18 protein-coding genes and 1 riboswitch are annotated in these 26,090 nt (G+C 46.3%); of the genes, 9 read left to right on the top strand and 9 right to left on the bottom strand.

Annotated features, from left to right (window positions below; translation table 11 throughout):
- Window positions 1-43: 43 nt before the first annotated feature.
- Window positions 44-9,163, bottom strand: coding sequence for a carboxypeptidase regulatory-like domain-containing protein (locus tag ADU24_RS10345; RefSeq protein ID WP_197277498.1), 9,120 nt, complete (start codon window positions 9,161-9,163; stop codon window positions 44-46).
- A gap of 776 nt (window positions 9,164-9,939) precedes the next feature.
- Here ADU24_RS10345 and ADU24_RS10340 point away from each other — a divergent pair.
- Window positions 9,940-10,233 (top strand): hypothetical protein, encoded by a 294-nt coding sequence (locus tag ADU24_RS10340; protein WP_053366556.1) that lies wholly within the window; start codon window positions 9,940-9,942, stop codon window positions 10,231-10,233.
- Window positions 10,234-10,243: 10 nt separating this feature from the next.
- On the opposite strand, the gene ADU24_RS10335 is transcribed toward ADU24_RS10340, so the two are convergent.
- Together ADU24_RS10335 and ADU24_RS10330 are read right to left on the bottom strand one after the other, a co-directional pair.
- Complete coding sequence (locus ADU24_RS10335; RefSeq protein WP_053366555.1) at window positions 10,244-10,636, bottom strand: YidH family protein; 393 nt, start codon at window positions 10,634-10,636, stop codon at window positions 10,244-10,246.
- 38 nt (window positions 10,637-10,674) lie between these two features.
- Complete coding sequence (locus tag ADU24_RS10330) at window positions 10,675-11,274, bottom strand: SAM-dependent methyltransferase (protein ID WP_053366554.1); 600 nt, start codon at window positions 11,272-11,274, stop codon at window positions 10,675-10,677.
- 150 nt (window positions 11,275-11,424) lie between these two features.
- On the opposite strand from ADU24_RS10330, the gene ADU24_RS10325 reads away from it, so the two are divergent.
- A complete protein-coding gene (locus ADU24_RS10325) occupies window positions 11,425-11,706 on the top strand; it encodes a hypothetical protein (RefSeq protein WP_053366553.1) in 282 nt (93 codons plus the stop codon).
- A gap of 66 nt (window positions 11,707-11,772) precedes the next feature.
- On the opposite strand, the gene ADU24_RS10320 is transcribed toward ADU24_RS10325, so the two are convergent.
- Together ADU24_RS10320 and ADU24_RS10315 are read right to left on the bottom strand one after the other, a co-directional pair.
- The gene (locus ADU24_RS10320) at window positions 11,773-12,396 is read right to left on the bottom strand and encodes a zinc dependent phospholipase C family protein (protein WP_053366552.1); all 624 of its coding nucleotides are present in this window, start codon (window positions 12,394-12,396) and stop codon (window positions 11,773-11,775) included.
- 234 nt (window positions 12,397-12,630) lie between these two features.
- On the bottom strand, window positions 12,631-16,722 hold the full coding sequence (locus ADU24_RS10315; RefSeq protein ID WP_053366551.1) for a S8 family serine peptidase: 4,092 nt from the start codon (window positions 16,720-16,722) through the stop codon (window positions 12,631-12,633).
- Window positions 16,723-17,366: 644 nt separating this feature from the next.
- Here ADU24_RS10315 and ADU24_RS10310 point away from each other — a divergent pair.
- From ADU24_RS10310 to ADU24_RS10290, 5 genes are all read left to right on the top strand, one after another.
- The gene (locus ADU24_RS10310; RefSeq protein WP_053366550.1) at window positions 17,367-17,966 is read left to right on the top strand and encodes a CBS domain-containing protein; all 600 of its coding nucleotides are present in this window, start codon (window positions 17,367-17,369) and stop codon (window positions 17,964-17,966) included.
- A 355-nt stretch (window positions 17,967-18,321) separates the two neighbouring features.
- Window positions 18,322-18,816 (top strand): DUF3995 domain-containing protein, encoded by a 495-nt coding sequence (locus tag ADU24_RS10305; protein WP_082306876.1) that lies wholly within the window; start codon window positions 18,322-18,324, stop codon window positions 18,814-18,816.
- Between the two features lie 394 nt (window positions 18,817-19,210).
- Window positions 19,211-19,573 (top strand): DUF2089 domain-containing protein, encoded by a 363-nt coding sequence (locus tag ADU24_RS10300; RefSeq protein ID WP_053366548.1) that lies wholly within the window; start codon window positions 19,211-19,213, stop codon window positions 19,571-19,573.
- 13 nt (window positions 19,574-19,586) lie between these two features.
- A complete protein-coding gene (locus ADU24_RS10295) occupies window positions 19,587-19,976 on the top strand; it encodes an SHOCT-like domain-containing protein (RefSeq protein WP_053366547.1) in 390 nt (129 codons plus the stop codon).
- Between the two features lie 10 nt (window positions 19,977-19,986).
- Entirely contained in the window at window positions 19,987-20,268 is a 282-nt protein-coding gene (locus tag ADU24_RS10290; RefSeq protein WP_053366546.1) for a hypothetical protein, read from the top strand.
- Between the two features lie 164 nt (window positions 20,269-20,432).
- On the opposite strand, the gene queE is transcribed toward ADU24_RS10290, so the two are convergent.
- From queE to queC, 3 genes are read right to left on the bottom strand one after another with little or no spacing between them, the layout of a single operon-like run.
- Window positions 20,433-21,158, bottom strand: a complete 726-nt coding sequence (gene queE, locus ADU24_RS10285; protein WP_053366545.1) for a 7-carboxy-7-deazaguanine synthase QueE — start codon at window positions 21,156-21,158, stop codon at window positions 20,433-20,435.
- A complete protein-coding gene (queD, locus tag ADU24_RS10280; RefSeq protein ID WP_082307048.1) occupies window positions 21,151-21,627 on the bottom strand; it encodes a 6-carboxytetrahydropterin synthase QueD in 477 nt (158 codons plus the stop codon). The genes queE and queD overlap by 8 nt, the downstream gene beginning before the upstream one ends.
- Window positions 21,628-21,629: 2 nt before the next feature.
- A complete protein-coding gene (gene queC, locus ADU24_RS10275; RefSeq protein ID WP_053366543.1) occupies window positions 21,630-22,292 on the bottom strand; it encodes a 7-cyano-7-deazaguanine synthase QueC in 663 nt (220 codons plus the stop codon).
- Window positions 22,293-22,342: 50 nt separating this feature from the next.
- Window positions 22,343-22,385: riboswitch (PreQ1 riboswitch) on the bottom strand.
- A 224-nt stretch (window positions 22,386-22,609) separates the two neighbouring features.
- Between queC and ADU24_RS10270 the strand changes: the two genes are divergently transcribed.
- Together ADU24_RS10270 and ADU24_RS10265 are read left to right on the top strand one after the other, a co-directional pair.
- Entirely contained in the window at window positions 22,610-22,885 is a 276-nt protein-coding gene (locus ADU24_RS10270) for a hypothetical protein (RefSeq protein ID WP_053366542.1), read from the top strand.
- 252 nt (window positions 22,886-23,137) lie between these two features.
- A complete protein-coding gene (locus ADU24_RS10265; RefSeq protein ID WP_053366541.1) occupies window positions 23,138-23,929 on the top strand; it encodes a hypothetical protein in 792 nt (263 codons plus the stop codon).
- Between the two features lie 129 nt (window positions 23,930-24,058).
- Here ADU24_RS10265 and ADU24_RS10260 read toward each other — a convergent pair whose 3' ends face one another.
- A complete protein-coding gene (locus ADU24_RS10260; protein ID WP_053366540.1) occupies window positions 24,059-25,978 on the bottom strand; it encodes a 3'-5' exonuclease in 1,920 nt (639 codons plus the stop codon).
- Between the last annotated feature and the right edge of the window lie 112 nt (window positions 25,979-26,090).

Below are 26,090 nucleotides of genomic sequence, written 5' to 3'. Positions count from 1 at the left end.
AACCAAAAAAAGAGCTCCCCTTATAAAGGGAAGCCCAACAAAATTATCCCGCTTTCTTCTCCGGCTTTCCGGTTACGATTACTTTCACAGCGGACTGGGACTCGGTCACGCCGGCATAGTTTTCAGCTGCTACAAATAGCGTGTGCTGGCCGTTCGGAAGTTCCAGCTGAATCGAGAATGTTCCGTCAACGGAGGCTTTACCAGAGCCAAGAAGGTTCCGTTTATTGCCCGCCTGTTCGTAAACGTGAACGGTTGCGAGAGGATCTGCTTTTCCGGTCAGCACAACCGGTTCACCTTTGACCATCACACTATCGCTATCCCATGATGGAGTGTTCGGCAGTTGTTGCTCCGCACTCATCGACCAGCGCACAGCATTGGCAAACAGCTGCTTACCTTCACTAGTCCAGCCGTGTTCCGGGCCGATGATATTCGTTGCGGTGTACGAGCTCAGCAACAAATGGATATGCTCCTTACCGCGGAATTCGTAGGCGATTGCCGTGCCCTTATCTGAACCGTCAACGTTCAACCCGGCAAGCGGAATTCCAGTGTAATTTTTGAAAGTGGCGTAAGGACTCTTTTCGCCATGAATTTTCACAAGACCGTATTCATCTGCCTCAAGGCCATCGAAGAGCGGATGCCCACCAAATGGTTTCAAATAAACCGCGCCTTCATTGTAGCCTTGCTGATCCGGTTCTGGAGTACCCAAAGCCTGCTGCAGCAGCTGAATGGAACCATCCTTCATCCCCCACGTTCCCGTGAAAATCAGGCTGACTTTCTGCTCATCGCTTTCCTTGATTAGCTGGTCCACCTGTTCCTTTGTGGCGCTATTCGTGTTCACGACAACAGTTTCGTATTTGCCCAGCTGGCCGAGAATATCCCAGCCCCTTTCTTCTGTAAAAATGCCCTGTTCATTCAGAAAGTTGCTCAAGGCACCATTATGGTCGCCGAGTACTGCCACCTCGATCGCATTCAGTTCGAGCTGCATAGCCTCGTCTTTTTCCCCAATCACAACTTCCGCTTTTGCAGGCAGATACCCATCCTTTGCAACTTCCACCACATACTCGCCTGGAAGAAGGTTTTCAAATATGAACGAGCCATCCGCCCCGCTTTCCAAGCTGCTGATAAAATCAGGGTCGTCTTTTGGAATGAGCGTTACTGAAGCACCAGCGACAGGCCCGCCATTCTTTTTGTCAACAACCATACCCTTGAGGTCCAGACCCTCGATTGCTTCAAGTACAAAATTCAAGTCGACACTGTTGCCAGTTTCAACAATTTCGACGTGGCCAGTCTGTTCAGCAAAGCCGCGTGCCTGAACCTTCACATCGTATTTGCCGACCCCGACTCCAATTCGGTATAACCCTGCGGAATTGGTCGCTGTCTTAACACTTGTGCCCGGAATCGTGACAAGCGCGTTGGCAATCGGCTTGCCCTGTGCATCCGTCACCGACCCTTTGATCTCTCCTTGGCTGGCAATCAAAGCATAGTCGATTGCATTCACATAAAGCTTTTCCGCGTTTTCGGTCCATCTGTCGGCTGGATTCCCATATGTGCCAATCTGCAATGCCGACAGAAGAATGTGGACACTGTTGGATGAGCTGAACTTTACTGCAATAGATGTGCCAACATTCCCTTTTACCGGGTTCGTCAACGTGCCAAGAGTTGTTCCGCTGTAATTTTCAAAATTGGAGTATTGTACAGCTCCCTTCAGATTTACCATGAGCGGATACTCCTTGCCCGCCTCAAAGCCGCGGAAAATCGGGTGGTTCTGTTCGACACGGATATTGAGTTCTTTATCCACAAAGTTGGATGTCGTCTTCAGAGGGTCTCCATAGGCTTTAGAAAGTTCACTAATGGAGCCAGATCCATATTGGCCGACAAACATGATGCTCGTTTCATTTTCGTTTGCTTTTTCCACCATAAATTTAAACCGGTCTTTCATCGTGCTTGCAATGTCATTGGCGATGATGAGTTTGTAATCACCAATATTCTCAATCAGCGCTTCAAAATTGGTATTCAGGTAAAAATCATATTCATAGCCGTACGATTTTAATAGTGGAGCCATCCTGCCTTCGTTTAAGGCTGTGGCAAGGACAGCGATTTTCTCGGTAGCGAACATTGAACTATTGAGAACAGCCACTTGCCCTTTCACTATCGTTGCCGTATCAAATATCGGCTTGTATCCCGATGCGCTGAAGCGGATTTCGAAATTTCCTTCTGGCAGCGTCAGCTCATATTCCCCTGCCGCATTCGTTTTCGCAATTACAGGGGTTCCAAGAACTTCAACTAATGCCCCATCAATCGCATCCTTTGTTGCAGCATCAATGATTTTTCCTTTGAGTGTGCCGGCATTTTCCGACTGGACAACGAAGGTTTCATTCAATACCTGCCCATTCTTGATTGAAACGGTGAAATCCTTTTCGACATGTCCGAACGCTTTTACTGTAACTGTGTAGGTACCCGTTTCCAGTGCAGTAAAGAAATTGCCATCGTCATCAACAACGAGCTTTTTGCCGCTATCCTTGATGACCGCTTCCCCTTTTAACGCGATGCCCTTTTCGTTTTTGATTACGCCGTGGAGTTCCCCGACGAGAGGAGCTTTTTCCGCAAGCGCCCAGTCAAGCGCATTCATGAGCAGCTTTTCCCTTCCGGCGTCAAAGAGAGTCGGATCGCCTGGATGGAAGACGTGGCTGACTGTCATGTTAGCAAGGAGGATTTCCAAAGATTCAGTTGTCCGTCCTTTGTACGCGACCATCGAGCCTTTCTGTCCGGTCAGGCTTTGTTCAAAATCAATGACTGTTTTTCCGGAATACCCAGTGAAACCGTAGTAGTAGCCGGTTTTCCCTGGAATGTCGATTACATCCCCCGCCTTATAGCCAGCAGTTAAAGGATGTTCTTCCTTCACAATCCCTTTTGAACCCGTTTTGTTCGTTCCTTCAAAGATGGCTGATGGATCGCCATCGTATTCCCATAAATAGCGGATTGAGCCGCGGCCGCCAGCCTGGCCGGTCCAAATGACTGATTTTCGTTTTTTATCGAGCGCCGCCTGGAACGCCTTGAAATCGGCTTTCTTCGGAATCGCATCGTTTTTGTAATCCGAATTCGCGAAAACTAGGTCGACCGTATCAAGTTTGTCAATATCCTTGAAGTCCAGGTACTCGACTTTGTAGCCCCGTTCCTCAAGATATTGTTTAAAGGTCATGCCGGAAGCTGTCAGGTCAACAATGATACCGATCGTTGGGGAAGGCCTCAGCTTCACGCTTACCGGCAATTTTTCCCCGCCTTTAAGGGTAACTTGAACATCCTTCCTGACATATCCTTCTTTTTCAACTCGGACGGTATAAGTCCCGGGTTCGATTTGCGGCAGGCTGTACTGCCCCTGGGTATTGGACTCTGTGTACCTCGGTTTGCCCACGAGCGAAATCTTTGCCCCCGCAATCGCATTTCCGTCCCTTTCGTTCTCGACGGTACCGTTGATGGAAGCAACATTCCCGGCAACTTCCATCGCAATCGTCTGCGGCTCCCCATCAAGCACGGCCTTTAGTTTCACCGTTTTCGTTTCGTAGCCGTATGCACTGATCGTCACATCGTAATCACCTGCGAGGAGGGCGATCGAGAATGCGCCGGTTTCCGCATCGGATTGCGTTGCGAAAGGATGGCCAACAACTTTAATATCTGCCTTCAGCGGTTCGCCGTGTTCATCGAGAACCGTTCCTTTAATCGTCTCGAACTTCACATTGGCAGCCCAAAGGATGGCATTGAGTAGAATTTGTTTCCCTTCAGGCGTATAGTCCTTCGCTCCATGGTATGAGGCGAAACCGTGACCGCCCATTAACAGTTCGACACTGTTTTCGGTCCTCGGCTTGTACGCCAATCCAAGGCCGTTTGTCGCCGTTGCCCCATCAAGGCCGATTTCCGCGAGCGGATAGCCGCTGTAATTTTTAAAAGAAGCAACAGCACTGCTTGCAGGAGCTAGAATTTTGATTGCGTCTCCTGCTTTTGCCCCATAAAAAATCGGATGTTCATTCAGAACTTTGTAAACGGCCGCCTGCGTCGTGCTCCTGAAAGTTGTACGTGATTCCGGGTCCTTCCTGTGATTTACTAGGTGGTTAAGGCCGGAAGTGCTCCAATACGCTTCACCAAAAATCACACTAGTACCCGCTGCATCGGCGGCTTTCAATGTATTTTCAAAAATGGTTTTCGTAAATGACGTACTGCTTGGATCATTAATGAATACGACATCGAATTCCTCCACCCGTTTCGGAAGGTCGGCAGGCAGCACGTCGACAGCCGGAATGCCGTATTCCTTAAGGAACGCCTTAAAGTTCGTATCGGACGAATAATGGTCGCCAACAACGGCCACTGATGGCATTGTATGAAGCTTTACATCAATGTCGCCTGTATGGCGGGCAATATCAACCGTTTCATAGTGGACAATATAGCCCTCTTTCATGAAGCCAATCTTATACGTTTCCTCCTGGAGCCCGGTAATTTCGTAACGGCCGTTCGCCGCGGACTCCGTTTCAAAAACCTTTTCCCCGGCTGCATTCGTCGCTGTTACTTTAACCCCTGGAAGTTCAAGGTTTGTCAACGCATCGGTAATGACGCCGGTCAATGTGCCCTTATCCGAGCTTCCCAGCTTGACCGCAACCTGTGCCGGCTTGCCTTTTGCGGCCGTGAACGTGCCGGTATACGTGCCAAAGCCTTTTGCCCGTACTTCAAGTGTGAACGAGCCTTCGTCATGGAAAAATTCAAACTCACCTTTCGCGTTGCTTACCGCCTTTACGCCTGTTTCAACGACTTCAATGCTCGCCGCAACAGGCTTTCCGTCAGCGTCCACAACCGTCCCGGAAACTTTTCCGAACTGCGAGGCATACAAATAGTCAACGCTGTTCAAGAGGATTTGCTTTTGCCCCTGCAGCCAGCCATCAGTTGTTTCCCAAGGCACCGATGCGGAACTCGACAACAGGAGATGCGCGCTGTTTTCCGAAACCGCCTGGTAAGCGACGCCTGAACCGACATAGCCGATTTCGGTTGTGCCAATTTTTCCAATCGTCCTGCCTGAGAAATGGTTGAACCAGGCAAAGTCCGCATCATGCATCAAAAGCGGAATTTCGCTTCCAATCTTGTAACCCTTCAGAATCGGATGCTCGGATTCCACCTTCAGCATGACCGCGCCAACATCGTAGCTATGGCCAAGGTCGCCTGGGTTATTGAAGTAATCCTTCAGCTGGTGGATGGACCCGTAATTTTGGCCCCATTGGTCGGTAAAAATAATGCTCACATCGTACTTGTTTGCCTCATTAATTAAATTCTTAACCTCTTCCTCGGTTGGCTTAACGCCGTCCGTGCCATACGCGCCGTTCAAGTATAAAACCTTGTAACGCCCGATATCCTTGATGACGTCCCAGCCGCGTTCTTCGGCAGGATAGCCATTTGCTTCGAGAAGCGTGGTGATTTGGCCTTTGTAATCGTTCAGAACCGCAACATCAATCGGCTGCAGCTCAAACGTTAGTGTTGCCGCTTCGCCAGGCTTGACAGCAATTTTACCAGAGCCGTCCTTGAAGCCTCCGAGCGAGAATGCGATATCCCAAGTGCCTTCGAAGACCTCTTCCTTTGTAAAAATACCGCTGTCATTCGTCACGCCTTTTATGCCGGTTGCCATTATATCAACCGTTACGCCGTTGAGCGGTTTCCCCGTCCGCTTATCCTTGACGGTAATCGAAACCGAGCCCTTTTTCGCATCTACAAGCGTAAAGTTCTTAGTGAATGTATAGCCCGTTACAAACTGAACCCTCTCTGCAACCTGTTTTTTGCCATACTGCGAAACAAGGACAGTATAGTCGCCAGGCGTATGTTTCAGGACGAAGCTTCCGTCCGCCCCGGCAGTTGCAGTCTCGCCGGTTTCTTCGACAGTAACCATCCCTTTGACCGGCTGGCCATTCGCATCCTTCAAGGACCCGGCGAAGATGCCTGGTGAACTGTAGCTTTGGATTCCTTTTAAATGCGGCAAAATGACCTGCCCAGGAAGAACCGGGATGCCGGATGTGCTGTAGCTTGGCTGAACGATGTCCTTCAGCCGCTCACCTGTGTACACATCGAGAACAGAAACCGCCCCATTGGTCGAAGCAAAGAACAGCAAACCGTTCGCAGTCACCGTACCGCTATTCAAGGCTGTCCCGCGCGTTGTATTGCTCCAAAGCTCTTTCCCGGTTTCCTTATCAAATGCACGCAGGTTCGACTGTGCCGCAGAGCCCATGATGACCATGTTTTCATACACAATCGGCGAGGCCGCCTGGGTATCCCCTATCGAAGCAACCCGCCACTTTTCAGCTCCGGTCGCAGCGTCGAATGCATACAGGGTGCCGCCGTCCGTATCAAAGTTAATGCCCATAAAATAAATAACGCCGTTGTCAAAAACCGGCTTTGAGGCGACCCCTTCACCGGACAGTTTTTTCTGCCAAACTTCCGTGCCGTCTGTTATTTTCAAAGCGCGGATTGTCTGGTTGTCATAACTGCCGACATAAAGGAGGCCATTCCCGATGCTCGGGCCGAAATACGTCGGCGAGCCAAGCTTGAAGCTCCACAATTTGCTTCCGTTCTCAGGATTCAATGCGTGCAAATGGGCGTTCGCAGTAAGATCCGATGAGACGAAAAGCACGCCTTCGTAGTAAACAGGTGACTCGTAAATCGCCATCGAGCCGACCACAGTGTTCCATTTAATGCTGCCGGATTTCAGGTCAAGCGCGTAAATCCTGCCATCCTGGCCACCGGAAAGGTAGACGGTGCCGTTTTCAATCGTCGGTGATGAGCGGTTTGTGCTGCCAATCCTGACTGCCCACTGCTCCTTCCCGGATTTGGAATCGAGTGCGACGACCCAGCCCCGATCCGTTGTTAAAACAACTTTCCCTTCAGCAGCGGCCGGCGTCGAGAAGAGGATATCCCCTTTTCCTTCGGTGCTGTAGTCCCAAGCTTTATCTAGCGCCTGGACGTCTATCGCATTGCCGGAAACGGCATTCCGCTGGACATTCCCGTTCGCGATGCCCCATTGCTTCCCTGGAGGCGCGGAAAGTTTCTGAACCTTTATTTCAAGCGTCAAATTTTTATTAACGGTGATTTCTTCCGATATTCCTTTGATTCCTTCACCGGTCACCTGGATGCCATAGGATGCAGCCGGCACCCGCTGAATGGCGAAATTGCCCGAGGCGTCTGTCCGGATTGCCGAAAGCGGTGTATTTTTAACCCGGATAAACGCATATGGAACCGCCTTTCCATTTTCATCGGCGACTTTCCCGCTGACTGTAAAAGCCTCAGCGTCGTCAAGGACGATGTTTGCGGTTGTCACTTGACCTTTCTTGAGGATGACTGTCCCTTCGTAAGTCTTGTAGCCGAAGGACGTCACCGTTATCTTGTGGGTGCCTTCCCTTATTTTAAAAGAAAAGTTGCCAGCAGCTGGAATGTCATACGATATTCCTTCAGCATTAAGCACCAATTTTGCTGGAATAGCCTCGCCTTTTTTATTTTTAACTGTTCCATTCAGTTCACCGGCAAACGCGGCTTCGGTTACTGCCTGATAGATGTTGATTATCCCGCTTCCGTAAGAATCGTTCGGAAGGGTGCCCATATGCGGATCCTTGCGGGCGGTATCTTTCAGGATTCTTTTCACATCATCAATCGTCAGCTCCGGATTTGCCTGGTAAAGTAGAGCAATCGCCCCGGTTACGTGCGGCGTCGCCATCGACGTCCCGCTGATCGTGTTGTATTTCCCTTTATTCAACTTTCCTGGCCATGCGGAGTAAATCTTGTGGCCCGGCGCGGAAATATCAGGTTTGATAAGGCGATTCGTTTCGCCATTTTCATCCTTCCAGTAAACCGGCCCCCTGCTCGAGAAGTAAGCAGTCTGGTCATAAATATCGGTCGCCCCGACGGCGAATGTGTCAGGGAAGCTTCCCGGCGATCCAATTGTCTGGGAGCCCGGCCCGTCATTCCCCGCTGCGAATGATGGGAAAATGCCCGCTGCAATCCATGCTTTTACATCTTCATAGAATTCGAGATTGTATGTATTCGAATTCCCCCATGAATTGTTGACGACATGCGGCGCTTTTGACGGATCTCCGCCCGGCGCCAGGAACCATTGGAACGCCTGGTGGATGCCCGACGTTGTCGCCGATCCACCGTCGTTGAAAATTTTCGCCGCAATCCACTCCGCTCCCGGAGCGACACCGATAGGCTCGCCGTAACCGCCTCCGACAGAAGTTCCTGCAACATGCGTACCATGCCCGTTCCCGTCATTCGGCGTCTCGTATTTCGTTCCGGACACGTCAATCCACGAATACTTGTGGTTGCCATCGCGGCCGCGGTAATTCTTTTTCAGCGCTTCATGGTTCCCGTCAACGCCCGTATCCATGATGCCAACGACAATCCCTTCGCCTTTCAAGCCATATTGGCCCCAAACCTTCGTGGCGAAGATTTTTTCAAGGCCCCACTCCGGAAGCCGTGGCGGGGAATCTTCCACTGTGATTTCCGGGACGGTGAGGATTTCGTCGAGCGAGATTTCTGCAATATCGTCCCTCTGCTTCAGCTCCTCGTACGCTTCTTTCGTTACGGTCGCGGAGACGCCATTGATAATCCAAAGCGTTTCCTTTTTCTTTGCTTTTCCTTTCGACTCCATTGCCTGAAGTGCCTGCTGGAGTCCTTTTTGCGAGTTGTTGGCTTTTTGAATGAGGTGGTCTTTGATGGCTTTGATTTTTTCAGTACGGTTTTGCTTTTGTTTCACCTGGGGGTAAATTGCCTGGAGGTCTGGGGTGTCTTTCATTCGGATGATCACGTCTACTTCGCTGTTTTTCTTAAAAGCTTCCTCGAGGGTTGCTTCATCTTTTGAGTCTGCAGGCTTTTCAAGCGGAGCCGGCTCGATCCCAAGACCTTTTAGGAGGTTGGGAAGCTCATCAGAGTTGGAATCATCATTTGGTTCGGGCGCGCCCGGTTTCAGCTCAGCAGCCCTTGCATCCTGTTCACGCTTCTTTTCAAGCTGAAGATCTTCTTCGCTAAAATTGCCCGGCTTTGCTTCAGCAGCCAATGCTTGCGGCGCAAACGTTGAGAACAAGACCAAAAGCGACAATAGGACAGCAAACCACTTTCTCATTGATCTTTTTCGTAAAAATGGCAAATAAGTGCACCTCCAATAGTTTGATAAACGAAAGAATACTATAAGCATATTGCCAATTCCTTCAAAAATTACTAGTTTTCTAAAAATTCAGATAGAATTGGTTCTATTGGCATATCTAGCAAACTTGACCATAGGAAAAAAGCCCCTGACCAATTTTGTCGGAGCTTCTTTCAATTATTGGCGTAGCTTTATAACATTGTTCGCGGCTGGGGCGGATTTGCGGCGGCATTAATGCCGATAGTGTGCATAATAATGCCGTTTAGAGGATTAATAATGCCGGATCTCCCGATATTAATGCCGATCCCCCGATAATAATGCCAAACTCCGCCATAATAATGCCTAACGCACCATTATTTATCCCTCACCCCGAATACCAACAATTGTACGAAAAGCCAGCCATCCCCCCCCTGCTCCGAACAAATTCAGGATAAAAAACGCTGTTCATTAATCCGCCTATTCTCACAAAATAAATAAGCCCCAGCCATTAAAACTGGGGCCATAGTAAACTTCTATAGAATCCTCCATAAAGCCGCTTTCGCTTGCACACGGTTTCCCTCTTCGCGTTTTTAGTGCGCGAAGTACAGAAGGTTTAGAAGAAGAAATAAAGTATTCCCTATGTATTTGTATAATTTTCATTCATCTAGCAATTTTAAGTGGTTGCCGCTTATAGAACGTGCATTATATGGAAAAAATTATACGGAATGTAACGCTCCATACAGGAACCAACATAAAGTACATCAATAATTTCACCACCAAACTACTGGAGGCTGACGAATATGTTTCGGTTCATTACGCTTATTTTATCGATGATGTTCCTCTTTTCCACCTGGCCGGCTATCGAGCGGCAGCTGGATAATCCCGGCGAAGCGGTTGACCGCGTCCAAAACGAACTCCGGTCGCTGAAGGAAAATCCTGAAGTGACGGAAGCGGCCTGGCTCCTGCTCGCCGATTTTCAGCAATTCCTGAAACACACATGGGTTTTGGTTCGTGAAATCAGCGAGGACAAGCAGGAACGAGAGCCAATCGAATCCGAGCAGTTAGGTCCGGTCCGGCCGGACGAGCATTTTTAGCAGTTGCTAATCACATATTTACCATCACAAAGTACATACCGAAAAACGCCGTAATTACCACCACCAGGACACCGAGAAGAATAATCGCCAGCCGCGGTGTCCTGAATGTCTGGTCATTAATTGAATGAACCTTTCGCAAATAGCCGGCCATTGACATGACAATCACGACAATTCCGAGCGCAACCGAAGAAATTCCGATTAAATTTGCCATAAAATCGCCGATTGGGGTAAGGGCCGACCGCATATTGAAATGCAGGTTTGTAACGAGGAAGCCTACCCCTATTATCGCAATCGCGGTCCGGACCCAGGCAAGGAAGGTCCGCTCATTTGCGAGGTGCTGCTGAATGTATTTGGAATCAACCGTTTTCTCGACTTCTTTAAATTTCGCCTTTTCGTCCGCCATGAAATCCCTCCCTTGACCAAATGTCCGCCAAGCGGCTATCAAAGCGGCTTTTGCCCGGCAAATTGAATGACGTGGGACAACCCGTTATGAAGCTCCCCTTCCTGCCTTACAACCTCGCCCATGAAAAAATGGACAACCCGCCAGTCGCTGAACGTTTTCAAAAATTCCTCGGGCTTATACAAAAATTCAACCTCTTTCGGACCGCCGCTCTTATATGGAATCTGATGGACCGAGTACACTTCCGTCACAAAGTAGCCGCCCGGCTTCACCGCTTCCTTTACTCCTTCCAGAGTCTTCGCGCGGAGTTCAGCTGGAAAATGCCCGAACACGCATACAATTTCATCCCATTTGTCTTTATCCCATTTTGCCTCGTTTAAATCCACTAGCGCCGTTTCCACTAAGACGCCTCTCGACTCGGCAAGCTTTCGAGTTTTCTCCAGGCCAGACTTCGCATAATCCCAGGCAGTCACTTTCATTCCTTGCTCAGCCAGGAAAACCGCATTTCGTCCCTCGCCCTCGGCAATCGCCAGCGCCTCACCCGTTAAATCAAGCTTCTTATGCATAAATGCCAAAAATTCATTCGGCTCCGTCCCATAAACGTAATTAGCGGCTTTAAACCGCTCATCCCAAAAATTCATTTAAACCGCTCCCTTTCGAAAAATTTATACCTTATAGTTTACCATCAGAGCTAGGTCATTATGAAAAATACTGCCTCATCCTAATTTACATACAATACCATATGGTGTAAAATTACACTAATAAACCAAGTCAGCCTTCGGAGGTGAACTATGGAAGCACTAATTTTCTATGGCCTGATCGTGATTTCACTCTCGGCCGCTCTTCTATTTAGCCGAAACGAGTTAAAAAACAACAAACACCCCATTACAGCAGCATTTAAAGCAATAATGATCAATATCATACTCCTGGGAACAGGAAGCATCTGGTGGTTCAATACTGCATCGGATGGATTCAGCCAGGGAATCGGAGTATTGATTTATTTAGGCTCCGCTCTAGCAATCGCCATAATCACTATCGTTTTTACGTATGTCCTCTGGCAAAAATCCAGTTAACTTTTTTAAAAAAAGGGAACCCGATTAAAGAATCGAGTTCCCTTGGAAGCCCCTTTTTGGGAAAAATTAAACAAGTTGCCCATTCAATTTCAGTACGGACAATTGAACCGCAGTCTCAATATAACCAACAATCTGATCAAGCGTAAAAACATTCAGTTTTCCATTTAGTACGTCGTCGCCATACTCCATATCACCCAAAACATAGGGTACAAATTTTTCGACGTCCTGAGCCTTAACCTCTTCCAGGTCCAAAATTGCTGGAAAGTGATTGAACGTTCGTTTCAGCTCATCCTTACAACCATAGTGTTCCAGCAGTTTGCCATTCAGCATCCGGAAATCATTATGGTAGTACTCATAAAACCCTTCATCGGCATCCATTCGATTCTTCAACCAGGATTGGTAAAAGCCTCTTAACCATATGTCATCTGCAATTAAATGTGTATAATAGCCCAATATGTAATCATTATTGTCTTCTATATGCAAACGATATTTCTGTAAAAACCCCCCATAATTCACCCGTCTTGAAAAATCCTTAACATCACCCACAAAGAAATGCGATGCATTTTTCTCTTCAACCGAAAAAACAGCATCCGGTGCAATGCTGCCCAACAAAAATGAAGTTCTATCTTGGATTGATAAAATCTCCGCAATTTTATTCCCAATAATTGAATGCATGATTCTTGATCCCATCTTCTCCCGCCCCATCCATTCGTTCTTCTGTTACTTTTTTTTCACTCCTCTTGTTTTATTCCATATTTCGACAGAATCTCCTTCATTGGCTCTCAAATTTCTTTTTGGGTGCCCTTGTGAGCCACCGGAACCGTCCCCTTGGCTTCTCAAATTTCCTATCTTTTTTGCTGGCCCTAAAAAAAGGTGCCTGGCCCCTTATTGTTAACGGGAGCCAGGCACCTTGGTTAAATTACTTTATTTCTTACCGATTGTGAACGAAGCCTGCTTTTCGGCGACTTGGACGCCTTTGTCATTGACGCCGCTGAAGATGACTTTGTACGTTCCTTTTGCAGCGTTTGCGGCAGGAGTGTACGTCTCATTGTACGCTTTTCCTGTCTGTTCCTTCAGGTTGATTGCTGAGCCGCTCGGCTGGACGATCTTGACAGACCATTTGATGGACTCGCTAGCCTCAGCTTTGATGGAAACCGGTGTCTTGTGGCTGACATCCGTGTTCGGAGTGACGCTAAAAGACGTGATTTCCGGTGCTGGAACTGGTTCAGRCTTTGGTTCTTCCGCCTTCGCCTCACGTTTAATCGTTACGGTCTTTGTCGTCGTTTGGCCGGACAAGTCAACCGCGCGAATCGTGAAAGTATTGTTGCCTTCTCTCAGGCTTACCTCGTGGTTGATTGTTTTTTCGTAAGGAACCGCCACAGTATACGAGCTAGGGCCGGAGTTGAACAGCACTTCATCGTCGTTCACGTACATGCGGATCGAGTCGAAATTATCCTTCACGGTAATCTCAAGGTTCGCCTTATTGACACTCAAATCAACAGTTTCAGGTGCTTTGACCTCCACTGTAGCCGCAGTCGTATCGACGAATACCGGACGCCTTACGATTTGCATTTCATTGCCGGCTGTATCAACAGCCTTAATTGTAAATTCATGTACGCCATCGTTCTCAACCGTTACGTTAGTAGAGAAGCGATACTGATCCCCTACCTTTGTAATGGCAACTGCATTGCCATCCACAAAGACTTCTTTAACGGCTGTATCGTCAGTGACATAACCGCTTACAGGAATCGTCCTGGTCGTATAAATCGAGGCGTTTCCAGGAGTTGTAAGATAAATTACAGGAGGCGTTGTATCGCCGCTTTCCTGGATTTTAGCTTCCTGGACAGTGATGTTGTTGGCATAGTCATGGGCTACAACTTCAACCTTCGCCCCTGCAGGCACCTCAACATTTGCTAGGCTATAGGATTTTGCTGTTGGCAAGATCAGCGTATTGGCTGGCAACACACTCTTGCCATTGACCATTACATTGATATGAGAAAGCCCGATTCCATTACCGTCCGTTGCTTCCCATGTCAGCTGCTTTTTAGCTGCATTGTAGACAGCACCCAGAACGACTGGCTTTGTCGTATCAAGGACAAACGGAATCCTCTTTGTTTGCCACTTTGCTTCCCTGTGCTGCATGTCGACACGTGCTTTGATTTCGTAGAAATACTTACCATCTTCTGCTAAAGAACCGTTGATTTTTCCATCCCATGCACGTGCTGTGGAGTAAGAATAACGAGTAACCAAGCTTCCATAATGCTTCCGGACATACGACTCATTCCGGAGTGTGCGAATCTTATTGCCGTTTTCATCCAGAATATTGAACTGCATGTCAACAGCATTACGCAAGAAGCTCATAATCGGCACAATCGTATCAAACTGGCCGTCGCCATTCGGAGAAAGAGCGAACTTGCTCATAGCATCCGCATATCCCGTTAGCGGGTCCCAACCAATATAAGTTGTACGGTTATCAATCATTCCCGCTACCGGAGCCCCACCAGCTCCATCCGTAAAGTAGAATTTGCTGTCGATATTGCGCATTCCATCAAGGATGCTTGGACGGTCCCACTCGCCGTAGAAACCGACATACGGAACGCCAAGGTTGACGTTTTTGCCATTCACATCCGTCAGGCGAACGAAGCCTTCAACGAAAATATCTTCCTTCAGGTCGAAGGTTGTCTTCGCTCCTGTAGCGGTGTAGCCTGGAATTTTAGCATTTGTAATGTCAATTGTGACAGGAATTTCAACGCTTCCGCCTGCTGGAACTGTTACCGTTGCCGGTGCGGTTACATTCGCTCCAGGCATTGGTTCTGCGCCTCTCAAATGCGGGTCTCCTGTGGCTGCCACTGCAGCAGACCAGTTGACGTCGCCGGCTGCTGTGCGCTGAATTGCGTCAGTCAAGACATCGACATTCACATTATAAGTTACAGCACTCTTCGAATCGTTGATTGCTTTTACCTTGAAATCAACAATCTTGCTTGTAAAATCCCTCAGCTCCACTTTCGCTTCATTCGTTGCCGGGTTGACAACTCGGACTGGAGTCAAAGTGGCATTGTGGATCTGCATCATTCCCGCACCCTGGAGGCGTGGAGAATATGGCTGGTCATTCGTGCCGATTGCAAGCTTCGCCGTGTTCATCAAGAGAACCTTCGCAAGGCGTGTTTGCTGGCTAAGCGGAAGATTTTTGTAAAGCGGGCTCTTCTTAATGTACTCCATGACAAGCGCTGATCCGCCAGCAACGTGTGGAGCTGCCATCGAAGTACCGCTCATCAAGCCATATTTGTTGTCATTTAGAGTTGAGTAAATGTTTCCGCCAGGTGCCATGATTTCAGGCTTGATGTCAAGGCTTGGCGTTGTTCCCCAGGACGAGAATTCTGTTGGACGTCCATTTTGCGGAGCTACCTGCGAATTGGCAAGAGAGAATGTCAGCTTCGTATTGCCAGCGTTGTACAGCTGGTTCAGCTGATCTCCTGTCGGTTTCGTAACGAGCATGATTGGAACATCAAAACCGCCAAGGTCTCTAAAAATAGTTCCGCCTTGACCTAAATCGATAACAATGATTCCGGCAGCGCCCTGCCTTGCAGCCTCAGCCGCTTTATCGATGAACGGACCAGGCGTGCCGCCGCGCATTGCGACAACAATTTTTCCTTTTACATCAAGCCCCGCATAATCGGCTGGAGCTCCAGGTTTGTTGCCAAGGGATACCAAATCATATTCCTTGTTGCCAGGTTTCTTCATCCAGTCATCTCCGGAATAGGCAACTCCGTTTAGTGCATTTCCAGACAAAGAAAGCGAGTAGTCATACCAAGTCTGCTTATTTCCAGAAGCCGCAACCTGAATCGAATTGTACGACAGTCCAGGTGCGCCGACAACACCGATATCCGGATTTTCGGCAAATGGCGTCTTGTAGCCGCGGCCGATGTGGCGGGAGTTTCCTGCGGATACAGAGCAGACAATTCCGTTATCAACAGCCCGCGTGATCGCCAGGTTGGCAGGATCATTATCAGAATAGAACGATGCGACCGAGCCAAGGCTCATATTCAATACATCAGCACCAAGTTTGATTGCTTCATCAATCGCGACAATATAAATATCGGAGAAAGTGGAAGCATAGTTCGGGTCGTTACTGAAAACCTTCATTGCAAGAAGCTGGGCTTCAGGAGCGACACCTTTTACGCCACCATTGTCAGGATTGCCGTTTGCAGCAACTGTTCCCCCAACGTGCATACCATGGTTGGAACCGCCAGGCACCAAATCCCGGATTTCCTGGTTCTTGTCGAAATAGTTGTAGCCGTAAGGGACTTTATCCGAGAAGAACTTGCCCGGAAGCTTATGCTCGGCAATTGCCGCATTTACTTTTGAAAGTGTCAGGTCGGCTTTGTTCCCTTTGCTCAAAATCATATCGCGGTGGGATGGATCGATTCCGGAGTCAATGATTGCGACGACCATGCCTTCGCCCTTGTACTTGCCGTCCGCCCAAGCGCTGTACGACTGGATGAACTCATGGCTTGTCGTCATGTCAGGCTCGACAACCGGCCGCTCATATTCATTGGCCAGGTAAACCTTATTGACTTCAGGCAGGCTTTCAATCTCCTTAATCTCACCGTATGTAACCTCGCCGCTAAAGCCGTTCATTACGGTAGTAAAATTATTTTTATAATTCATCTTAACCTTTTTATCGGCAAGTTTCTGTTTCACTTTTTGCTGCGCATTGGCAGCTTTGGTATTCAATGCTTTTTTGTCTTCATTTGAGAGACTTGAAAACTTAACTCCCTTTTTGGTCGCATACTCAATCGCGGATTCTTCCTTGAGTTCGACAACGACCCTTACCTTTTCATCATCAGAAAAAGCGGGTTCATTTCCATCCGTCGGCGTGACGGACTCTTCCTCACTCTGCACTGCCGCCAATGCAGGGACTTCTTCGGAGCCATTTTGTGGTGCCGCATACGCAAAGCTGGAAAATGAAAGTAGAAAAATAAGCAATAAACTAAAACTCTTTTTCATTCTTCGCATTAGGACTCTCCTCTTCTAATAATCTCTCGTTTTTAACCTGCCAAACCCCTTATCTGTTAAAAAATAACCACCCCCCTCAAATGGTCTCGGCTTTCCAACGTTTTAATTGTCAGAATAATCCGAATGTACCACGAACATGTAAAATTATGTAAGAGTCGTAGGCACTAGATGTCCTGTTTTCCATCTAAGACTATATACCTTTCTTTCTTCCTAATAATTCCACTATCGTTTAACCGGAATCGCTGCACCTCCAATTAAAGCAGCATGGCACCTGCCTCCTCTTACAAAATGCCTTATTTTAAAAAAGACCGTCCTTACAAAAATTCTTCTTCGAAACCATGCAAAATGATGCAACACTAGCAGCCTTCCAGAGCGAAATATGAAGAAATTCCTATTAACACTCATTATAGATAGTACGGCAGTCGAAGTATGTCTGTTCTTAATCGAGTATAAAAAAATCGATTGACAAGAAAGAACACGTTCACCTACCTTGTTGTCGATTAAAGTTGTTTTCAATTTTATAAAAATACGTCCCACCAATGGTCAGCCCTTCAAATGTTTGGTAAAAAAAGAGGTAATTTCGTATTGTTGGAGAATATATATACCGAGAAAGAGAAATCATATGGGAATTGAGGAGGAGTGGCATGAAGATTCAGCAGTTTGTTATTGATAAGGAAGAGGTTAGCAATCTTTCGGAAAAATCGACGATTGAAGAGGCGCTTGCATTCCTGGATGAAACTGGCTACCGCAGGGTACCGGTTATTGAGTCCGGCACAAACCGGTTTCTGGGGAATGTCGAAAAAATCGATATTTTTGAATATTCAGGCGATAGAAAAGACAGTGTCCTGAATATTATTAAGGAACAGGATGGCTTTGTTCGCGGTGGCGACTCCTTCAGGAAAATTTTTAAGAGCATCAAACGGCTTCCATATCTCGCAATCGTCGATGAGGAAGAGAAATTCGACGGCATCCTGACGCACGCGCAAATCATGGACCTCCTTGAGGATACATACAGCGATGGCATCTCACTGACGATCGGACTGTTCGAGCAAAACCATGCAATCGAGCGCATCTCGGCAATCGTCGGCAAACACACGAGCATCCTCTCGATGTTCACACTCGGCAGCAACCGCGCCGTCCGCCAAATCCATCTCTCCATCCCAAAGGACACGCCAAAAGAAACCGTCAACCAAATCCTCGAAGAACTCAGCAGCATCGGCGTCCGTGTAACACATATCGAATAAAGAAGGATGAGGCAGGGGACGTATCTCCTGCTTCATTTGTTGTGCAATAAAATGGAAAGTCCCCCTTCTTCAGTAATTAATGAGGCACTGGATCCCTCCCCTTCCTCATGCGTTCCAAGCATATAAATATTTCTCAACAACAGAAAAGACCGCAATTTTTATAAAATTCAAAAACTTTAAATTTAAAAGTGTTAAGATATACGAAAGATACAGTTACAAAAATAGCAGGATTGGAGGATACCATGGCGAATACGAAAATTAACAGACAAATTTCCTTAATCGGAAATTAGGACATCCACACAAACGGTCCTTGATCTGGTCTGGATATGCAGTTTTCATTTGGTCAATTCTCTATATGATCCCACACCTCTACTGGGCTTTGGGAGGCACGATCGGAGTGTCGCTGTTAAAGCCATCCATTTCTGAAATGCCGGAGTGGAAACTGATCAATGGAATGGCGTCTGTATTTCTTACAGGAGCAGGATTTCTTGGTATTGCGTTTATTTATTTGAGAAAGCCATTTGTTTTTAAGTGGTTGTTGCTTCCTATTACTTTGTTTGGATGCTCAATTGCGGCTTCACATGGAATCTATGGAATCGTATACCGAATTTTTCAGATTGTTGGGGTTGTGGAAATCGACTCAGTTCCATTCAATTATACTCAACATGCTTTTGTGTTGTGGGATATGCTTCTCTTCGAACCTTGGTTTTTAATTGAGGGAATTCTTTTAGGAATCGTTGGTTGGTGTTACTTAAACGATGAGCGAAAGAAAAAAATCTGGCTAATCCTTTGTTTAGTTGGAATAATGGTCGGTTTGGTTACCGGTCTCTTAGGCGTTCGTTTCGCATAATCATGGGACGGATTGGAATATCCGAATTAAAAGGCGAATTAGCTTCATTCAAGTGAGGCAGGGGACGGATCTCCTGCTTCACTTTTTGTAAATGCTCAGTTTATGTTGTGATGCACTGGTTGCCTCCCCTTCCTCCCCGTTCGCTTTCATCATATTTGAATTCCGCTCCATAACCGACAAGATTACCTAGTAGTTGAACATGCTCGTAAAAAAAGATGCGTGACAAGCAATCTCATGATGTTGAGAAAATTGGTTTCACAAAACCAAAAATTCTATAATGTTAATTCAGGAATTAATTATTTTAATGTTTTTTATTAAAAATGTTTATTTTTCTTATTTACAGTTTACAATTCTTAATATATAATCAAGTCAAATAAAGGAAAGGAATTTTATTATGGCCTACAAAGTAATCACAAATTGCCCTGTTTGCAGCCAAACAATGAAGATTACGAAGCTGCAGTGTTCTCATTGCCACACTACGATTGAAAATGAGTTTGAATTATCTAAGCTGGCATCATTATCGAAGGATCAACTTCATTTTGTAGAAGTGTTTTTAACATGCAGAGGGAATATCAAAGAAGTTGAAAAGGAACTGGGGATTTCATATCCAACAGTTCGTGGAAAGCTAACAGACATCATTTCATCCATTGGATATGTGCAGAAGAAAAATGAAATAGACGAGAAAAAGGTCGTCACAATGTTGGAAAATGGCGAAATCACTGCAGAGGAAGCCATTAAGCTTTTAAAATATGAGTAGGGAGGAATTTATCATGAAAGAGGAAATTTCACGAGTGTTAACAATGGTTCAAGAAGGGAAAATTGATGCAGATCAGGGATCAGAACTGATCCAAGTATTAAAAGAGAAAGATGAAACAGGAAGTACGCTAGTAGAAAAACCAACGAAATATTTAGATAAAACATTAAAAATCCGTGTTTTATCAGCTGAAGGTGATAATATCACGGCCAATCTGCCCATAAAACTTATCAAGGTAGTATTAATGGCTGGACACAGCATCGCTGCGAGTATTCCTCAATCAGAAAAATACGTAAAGGAAATTGACATAAACCTTATTATTGAAGCAATCGAAAACGAATTGGATGGCCAAATTCTTGATGTTAAGTCGGCAAACGGAGATACCGTTTCTGTCATCATTGAATAGTGGGTTTTCTATGCTACATTTAAAAGTGAAAGCAGAAGGCGTTCGGTTCACCCTACCAATTCCATTTGCCATTTTAAACATGGGTATTTCAATTCTATCTTCAAAATTTTTTCATCAACATGCAAGCAAATGGACAAAAAAGTATTTCGAAACAAAAAAACTGGACTATAGCTTTCCACTGATAGAAGAAAAAATGCTAAAGCCCATCGTTAAGGAACTGAAAAATCATAAGGGAATCGTGCTAGTAGATGTTAAAGCTAAGGACGGTACTGAGGTTAAGGTTTGGCGATAATTTTTTATAAAATTCAACGATTACTATCCTAATTTCTCGTTTACAATAACGAGAAATTAGGATTTTTATTATTTTTTATTGGCTGGACTATAATTCCTAAAAGTCCCCTACTGTCGTACTCATCAATTAGGCCACTTTGCCTCCTGCTTTCGTCCCGCGATCCCTTAAACCCCCCGCTTGTTCGACCAAACCAAGGCATGCAGCTGTGGCAAAGGACGGACATTGTTCATTTCAGGATCGTCCAGCACCTTCCCCCACAGCCAGTCCAGCGAATGAAGCAGCCGGCTTGAAATATCCCCATCCTCCCCGGGATTGTTATTTCCTACTGAAAGGAAGAATGGAACAGCATACTTCATGTAACGGTTATTTAACATCTTCGCATAGTCAAAATCGACATCATCAAATACAACAATTTTAAGTGAAAAATTCGACTTAAACGCACTTAATTTACCAACGATATCATCCAACAGCTCAAGATCCGGCTTCATCCCGCTGCTGGGTGGTTTAGGAGAAATCGTTAAGTCGTTGACAAGGTAAAACCAGTCCTGCCACTTGCTTCCCTGAGTCTCCAATCCTACTTCAATATTGGATTGATGAAGAAGCTCAATGAACTCCTTCATCGCCTCGCCAATCAAAGCCGGGTTTCCACCCGTAATCGTTACATGGTCAAAGTTAGTTCCACCAAGTTCCCTCAGCTCTTGAAAGACTTCCGTAGGTGCCATCATCCGAATGTTTTCTTTCTCCGACCCGTCCCATGTAAAAGCGGAGTCACACCAGGAGCACTTGTAATCACACCCCGCAGTCCGGACGAACATGCTTTTCCGGCCCATAACCATTCCCTCACCCTGGATGGTCGGCCCGAATATTTCCATAACGGGTATCTTACTCAACCTCCATCCACTCCCTTCTCGCTTCCGCATAGCTGGTCGGAGTTTCAAAGAGGCGAACGAATTCTACACGGGCGCCATCATATACATCCGCGCGATTCTTCAACGATTCAGCCATCTTTTCATAAATCCACACGACGATATTTTCAGCAGTAGTATTCATTGGCGGAAGTGTTTCATTCAAATACCGATGATCAAGGAAGATTTCGATTTCATTTTTCCAAATGTCCTTAATATCCCCGAAGTCAATCATCAACCCGCGCTGATCAACAAAACCGCTGATTCCGAAAACAACCTTGTACGTGTGGCCGTGAAGGTTTTTGCATTTGCCCTCATAATCATGTAAATGATGAGCCGAATCAAACGTGAATTCCTTGCTGACAAGCACCCGTTTCGAATGATACTTCAACTGGTCACGCCGAATATCCACATCAATTTTCTGCAATTTATCGACAATCCTGAATCCGTACATCATTACATCCCATTCCGTTCTGCCAGATAGTCATCCAGCCCTTTTTTCCTCAGCTTACAGGCAGGGCATTCGCCGCACCCGTCCGCGATAATTCCGTTATAGCACGTAAGCGTCTTCTCACGAACAAACTCGAACGCTCCAAGCTCATCCGCGAGTTTCCATGCTTCCGCCTTATTAAGCCACATGAGCGGTGTATGAATAACGAAATTTTGATCCATCGAAAGATTAAGGGTGACGTTAAGCGACTTCACAAAACTATCGCGGCAGTCGGGATACCCGCTGAAATCCGTTTCGCACACACCTGTAACGATGTGCTTCGCCCCAATCTGGCTCGCCAGCACCCCGGCAAATGACATGAACAGCAAATTCCTGCCCGGCACAAACGTATTAGGCAGGCCGCCCTCTTCCCCATCCTTCACTTCGATATCGTCCCTCGTCAACGCATTCGGTGCCAGCTGATTCAGCAGGCTCATATCGAGGATATAATGCTCAATGCCAAGTTCCTTCGCAATCGATTTCGCACATTCTATTTCTGCAATATGCCGTTGATTGTAGTCAAACGTTACAGCGGCAACCTCACCAAACTGCTCCATCGCCCAAAACAGGCAGGTCGTACTATCCTGTCCCCCGCTAAACACAACGAGCGCTTTTTCACTCTTTAACATTTCCTTTCTCCTTCCAACAAAAAAACAGCACGGCTAAAGAAAGCAGTACTGTTTCCTTAGTTTTTTAAAGAGGGTAGCTAGAACCTCTACCGCATAAAGCGGATTTTACTATTCACATTTCATTAGTATAAACGATTTCGCGAACTTTTGCATCGCATTCGAAATTATCCAGACAATTTGAAATCTTGTCTTTCGTCAAATGAGCTCTAAGGGCTTTTTTTGGAAAAAAACCACCCGTGTTGATTCACATGCCCATTTGGAACTTTATTGCTATATAGGTTGATATAAAAATTGGGTTCCAGATGTGAACGAGGTGGTTGATTTCCGCTCCGGGCATTTCGCTTTCCGCGGGGCTTCAGTGGAGCCTCCTCGGAGCAAAGCTCCTGCTTGTCGAGCTACAGCGCCTAGCCCCTCGAGGTCGCTTCGGTCCTTCAGGTGAAGTCAAAGAGCGACTTCTCCTTCAGGCCCTCCAGCGCTTGTCGGGGCTGACCAAGGCGCTTTCGCTTTTCCATGGGTCTCCCCTTGCCGCTCAATCCCGCAGGACACTGAATGGCATCAATCGAATTTGCCCGCGCACGAAGGAAACGCGGTAGCGCAAGGAAAGCTTCCTCGAATCTGCATCGCACGAAAATTATGCGATAGCATAATTGAGGATTTTCGAGGAGTCTACATGCCAGAGCTCCAATCAACCAGCTCCCCAAAATAAAGGGTGTAATTATTAAGTTCAACCTATATATCCACTATAAAAATTCACAGTTCACCATTCTGTCACGACTTCACAGCTACCACCATGTCCTTTTCCCCGCTTCCTCCCTATATAAGTGCTGAAGGGATGGTGCAGCCACATGAACTTGAAAACAGGGAAAATTGAATCGTTCGCACACTACTCGAAGTTTAGCAGCCTGAAGGAATTTAATAACCATTTCGAGCAATGGCTCCTGGAGCACAAGCACGATTTCACAAAAAGTGAATTGATAGGCCTAAAACACCTCGTTCGTTTCTGCGCCAAGGTCCCAGGCGTCTCCAATGCGAAAATTGGAACCATATTAAAAGCAATCAACGAAGACCTCGGCGAAAACGGAATTTCCCGCTCGACATTCAAGCGCATGACGCAAAAAGCCGTGAAAATCGGCATCCTGTCCATCCACGAAACCGAGCGCAAAAATGGCTCGCAAACAAGCAATCTGTACGTCTTTAACCGCTTTACAACAATTGAACCACCCAAACCCGAAATTCTGAACCACCCAGAAACCAGCAATCTTTCAAAACAAAAAAATCAAGAGATAAAAGAACGTCCAGCCGAACAAAAACAGCTGGATGAATCATTTACAAACGATAAAATCCCACAGGAATTCACAGAACTCGTGAACTGTTTCTTCCCGAACTCAAAAACAATCGAAGAATACTGGAGGATGGCCAACATAGCAGCCTATTCCAACTACCGTGACAACGAACCCGACACTGTTCTCGACATCGCCATCCACGCATTCAAGCAAATGATTGGCAAACTGAAATCAAGAACCGCAATCCGTAACCCAATCGCTTACTACTACGGAATCCTCAGCAAAAAATTCATCGGGCTGCACTTTTTGGAGATGGAGGAGGAACTGGTGATGTACGCCCATGCAGATAATTAGGAATGGCTAGTACTCTCATCATTTATTAAGCTTTCAAACATTTGACCTGCAAAAACTAAATCATTCTCTAGCTTTATCCCGAAAATAAAGAAAAAGCCCGATACAAATGTACGGGCAAGGTTTACATAATTATTTTATGTTAAATTTATCATTCTTTTGTTTCGTCCGTTCCTGTAAAACATTATCCAAGTATTGAGTGAACTCGGAAGCACCTGAATACGAAAGGCACAAAAATTCCTTTGCCCTTGTCATGCCGATGTAAAGCAGCGATACTTCCCTTTCCCGGTCATCCTCTAACGGGAACGGCATGGAATCCGTGTTGACGATGAATACCGCCCGGAAGTCGAGCCCTTTGCTGCTGTCGATTGTACTTATCTTGATCCGGCCGTCTTCTTTCTCAAAGGAACGCTTCGACTGCTCGTTTTCGGTTATCCAGAAATATGGCAACCCGGCATCCTTCAGTGACCGTTGAATAATATCAATGAATGGATACTTCGAGTTCCGCTTTACTCTGTAAAGGACGAGCATTTCATGATACGGTATCTTACGTTCGTCATGGAGCTTTTTCATCTGCCGTGCAACCAGCTTCATTTCCTCATAAAAGCTGGTTGCCCGAATGATTCCCGGCTCCGGACCTTTCCTTTTTGTACTTTGCGGGGCGATAATTTCCCCTTCAAGGTCCCTATTCACAACTTTATTCTTAAGCATGGAATGCTTTCTGTAAAATTCCCAGGCAAACTTGACAATTTGTGCTGTATTCCTGTAGTTAATGGACAGGATTTTCGATCTTCCCTGGAAACTGAGCCCCGTATCCTGGACATACGTGCGTTTTCGTTTGTAAATTTCCTGCGCCCTGTCTTCCACCAGCAACAGCGATTGTGTCTGCTCATTAAGGAGTGAGCTAACTAGACTAAGCCATTCCGCTTCAAAGTCCTGGCCTTCATCAATCAAAATGGCATCATACGTAGGAAGTATTGCTTCTTTTCGCTTAATTTTCTCAATAAAATTCGGGATTTGCCCTTCTTTAATCTTCAGATTATTTTTCAGCCAGGCATGGAAATTCCGAACAATAATATTATGGTTCTTCACCGCATTCGTGACTTCCCCGCCTGTAAAATCAAAGTCGAACAAATTCTCCGGCTCGTTCAGCATATGGGTAATCATCTGCTGTATAGAATTGGCCAGGGAGATATTATAGCAAAGGATAAGAATCTTCCAGTCAGGATGCTGCTTTGACAACATTTTTGCCCGACTTGCCAGAATAATCGTCTTCCCGCTTCCGGCAACACCGCGAATTAGCCTATTTTTATCCCCGAGCTGCTTGGCCAGGTTTTCCTGGTGGAGGTCCATCGTCTTAATGTCATGAAGCGATAACAGCAGCTGATCCTGATATGGAACTGGCGCTTTGAACTCCGCACTGATCCGCACTTCAGGAAAAAGATGATAGCGGATCGCATCGATATCCTCTTTCGAGAGCGGCTCCTTCAATCGGTAAGGCACGACAAACATATTCATGATTTTTTCCATTAAAATTTCTTCGGAAAACCCTTCCTTATCCGGATCGATCTCATCTCGGTTCAGGCAAAGCTCCGGCTCAATAACCGAATAGAGGCCCTCCTCGACAAAATCCTTCGCATAAAGACGTGTGAAAACAACCCCATACCCGTACGGAAACTTCAAATTGAACCGAAACTTACCTTCCGTGTGAATGAGGTTCTTGTCTTTTTTCAATACATCAACGACTTTAAAAACATTGTCGCGCGCCTGCTTAATCGGGCTTTTAATAACCGCCTGGTCCCCGGAAGTCGTAAGGATATGCCACTCATCTGGGTTCAAACGGAACAGTGTATTCTTCGTGTAATCCTTCACTTCCAAAACAACCAAACCCAAATCCGGCCCAATTATGACAAAATCAGGCCTCCGTCCATGGATTTCCGGCTCAAAATACACAATATAATCATCAGGCAAATACGTTTTCAAAGTCCGGAATACAAGCCGCTCCCCAGCTGTCGCACTGCTCCGAATCGTTTCAGGTACAGTAATCGCCATCGCAACCGCTCCAACTCTAGCATTTTCTTACATTATACTACATTTGGTTTGATGGTTGCCTAAATATTTACATAATTAACGTTTTCCCACTAAAAAACAAACAAATTTCTCC

It is taken from the genome of Bacillus sp. FJAT-27245, from assembly GCF_001273955.1.
GTDB lineage: Bacteria > Bacillota > Bacilli > Bacillales > Cytobacillaceae > Bacillus_D.
The sequence above is the reverse complement of the archived record's forward strand: the minus strand, read 5'-3'. Positions and strand labels throughout refer to the sequence as shown.